Origin of the sequence: Streptomyces sp. SID5785 (genome assembly GCF_009870065.1) — a bacterium.
GTDB lineage: Bacteria > Actinomycetota > Actinomycetes > Streptomycetales > Streptomycetaceae > Streptomyces.
The window spans coordinates 1-1,869 of the sequence record NZ_WWIA01000319.1 but is presented as its reverse complement, the minus strand read 5'-3'; the positions used below and the strand labels follow the sequence as shown (position 1 = coordinate 1,869).

Annotated in this window: 1 protein-coding gene; it reads right to left on the bottom strand. The window is 75.3% G+C overall.

All coding sequences use genetic code 11. The annotated features are described in order from the left end of the window. Nucleotides 1-1,617: glycogen debranching N-terminal domain-containing protein (locus tag GTW43_RS10415; protein ID WP_161301361.1), on the bottom strand; the 1,617-nt coding region annotated here is incomplete at its 3' end. Nucleotides 1,618-1,869 lie beyond the last annotated feature (252 nt).

Below are 1,869 nucleotides of genomic sequence, written 5' to 3'. Positions count from 1 at the left end.
ATGGTGCCCGAACGGGTTGTACGCCCCCTCCTTCGCGCTCAGCGTCCGCAGCCCCCACCCCGAGTCCATCGCCGGACCGCCCATCAGGCGTGCGAGCTGCTCGGTCTGCACCTTGTCCAGCAGACCGGGCGCGTACGTGCCGCCGCCCAGCAGGCCGGTGTCGAGCAGGTGAGCGGCTCCGCTGCCGAGCTGCGCGACGGGGCGCCCGTCCGGCAGGCAGGCGGCGGCAGGCCTGCCGCCGCCGAGATCCTCGACCCAGAAGTCGTCCCGGAAACGGCGGCGCAGCTCTTCCGCCCAGTCGCGCAGCTCCGCGCCCCCGGGCCTGCCGTAGGTGTCGAGCAGATCGGCGCCGAGGAGGGCGGCCCGGTGCGCGTGCGCCTGGGTCTCGCAACGCAGCGGCCCGCCGGGTCCGGGGTCGGCGACGTACGGAAGGTCACCGGAGGCGGCGGTCCGCAGTCTGCGCAGGCAACGCTCCGCGGTCGGGAGCAACTCGGTCACGTCCTGCTCCGCCAGCCCCCAGCGTCTGGCCTCGGCCAGCAGCACGGGGAACTGGAGCGTGGCTTCCATTCCGGTGCTGCTCGGCGGCAGGTGCGGGCCTGCGTGGCGCAGAGGGCCCGGAATGCTGCCGAACTCGGGTCCCGGCGACGTCAGTTGGGTGCGTGCGATGCCCCGGAGGGTGCCGGCTGCGAGTCTGGTACCGAGAGGAAGGGCCATCCTTGCCGCGGCCAGCGCCTCCGCCGGGGCCGGCCCGCACCGCCAGGGCGCGCCCGCGGCCACACTCGCGTCCAGCGGGTACTGGGGGTCCCGCACCGTCAGCGCGTGGAGATCGTCGACGCAGGCGCGCAACAGGGCGCCCACGCGCGCGTCGTCGCCCTGCGCCTGCACGGCGCCGAAGAGACGTCTGCCGGATCCCGGCACCGGAGCGCCGGCCGAGGTGTCCGCCCTCAGCTTCAGCTCGACGGTGCACGAACCGCCCGGCGGGAGATCCAGCTCCCAGCGCAGCAGGCCCGCGGAGGCGAGGGTGTCCGTCGGCGTCGGAGTGGCGGTGACCACCGCGTATCCGGCCTCGGAGGACCAGCGCATGCCCGAGTCGTGGACCGTTCCGCGCAGTTCACGTCCTGCGCTTCCCGCGGCGACCGCACCCAGTTCGGCGAGGTCCGTGCCCACCGAGACCTCCAGCGGCAACCGCAGCCTGCGGGAGGCGGAACTGCGCAGGGTGATCCGCTCCGTGCCGTCCGCGTGCCGGATCCGTTCGACGACGACCTCGGGGTCGGGTCCCGCCTCCACCGACGCGCGCACGGTCGACACGAAGCGCGCCCGGTCTGCCGCGATCATGCGCGCCTGCACCGCGAGCGGCTCCCGGCCCGCGACCCGGACCTGGCAGCGGGACAGGAGCCGGCGACCGCCCCGGTAGATCCCCTCGAGTCCCTGTGCCGTGAGCTGTCCGTGCTCCGAAGAGATGGCCAGCCCCGGCAGGGCCACACAGATCAGCGCGCGGTGTGTGGAGGGCAGGTCGGTGGCACGGCGAGGTACGGCCGGGCCATGCGGAGCTCCAGGCACGGCCGCGGCCGCTCCCGCAGGTGCGCCCGGCACCCTTCGCCAGTCGGACTCGCCCATGGGACTCACCTCTCGAGCGCGGCCGCGCGTGGCGCCGGCGTGCCACCGGACTGCCGAACCCTGTGGCGACGCGGCCCGGCCCTCGCTCCCGCCATCCACGTGAACGGAGCTGCCCCGTCGCAGGTAACGCCGGATCACCGCGAAGCCGTAACGGCGGCGCGCCGCGTGCTCGCCCCGGCTCATCCGTCGCCCTTGCGCCGCTGATGCCCGGCGCGGCGGCGCCCCGCAGGACGACGGGGCGCCCGGGAGCCG